The organism is Cedecea sp. B1(4), assembly GCF_059414925.1.
Genome location: NZ_JCAHMZ010000149.1, coordinates 1 through 697, shown reverse-complemented (window position 1 = coordinate 697; position 697 = coordinate 1). Strand labels below are relative to the sequence as shown.

Genomic DNA, 697 nt, shown 5'->3' with positions numbered 1-697 from the left:
TGGCGAACTTGCCGTTCAATGTCCGCTCCGCGATGCCCATGGCGCCGCTGTGATGGGCAACCAGCGCGCTGACCACGGCCTCCTGCGTCTTGAAGCTGGAGTACGGCGTGCCCGATGGCGACTGGCCGAGCATCAGCTCCAACAGGCCGCCAACGATGTTCAGGTAGGTGGCCTCGGCCCGATCACTGATCGGACACTGCGCGCATGCCGGAATCACCGTGGGCTGCTTGAGCAGCGCGTCATGCTTGTCCTGCAAATCGCGGAGCTGACGTTTGGTCTGTTCCAGGGCGGATTTCAAAGCCTGGCGTTCGACCAGCATGGCTTGCCCTGTTTCCAGAGAGATGAAGGGATGGGTGATGCGCTCGCCGCGGGAGAAGAGAAAGCCGGGCCGCTGCTCGGGGTAGTGCTGGCGCATCCAGCACTTCAGATCGACATGGCGTACCGTCAGATCAGGCGATTCGATCAACGCGGTGTCGCGCGTCGTGATGCCGTGCTGCCCGAAGGGCAGTTCCCCGTTGAGGATGCCGTCATAGATGCGGTCGGTGTACAGCCGCAGTTCGCCCAAACGTGGGCAGTCCAGCGACTGCGGCAGATTCATAGGCGACGAGACCGAAGCCAGGATCACCTGCTCGTATCGCAGCAGTCCGGCCCAGCGGATGGACGCTTCGAGCGGGCGGTAGAACACCTTTGATGTTGG

Annotated in this window: 1 protein-coding gene; it reads right to left on the bottom strand. The window is 62.7% G+C overall.

What is annotated here, in order from left to right:
- A partial coding sequence (locus ACR6JA_RS22425) for a hypothetical protein (RefSeq protein ID WP_494599630.1) occupies positions 1 to 697 on the bottom strand: 697 nt, incomplete at both ends.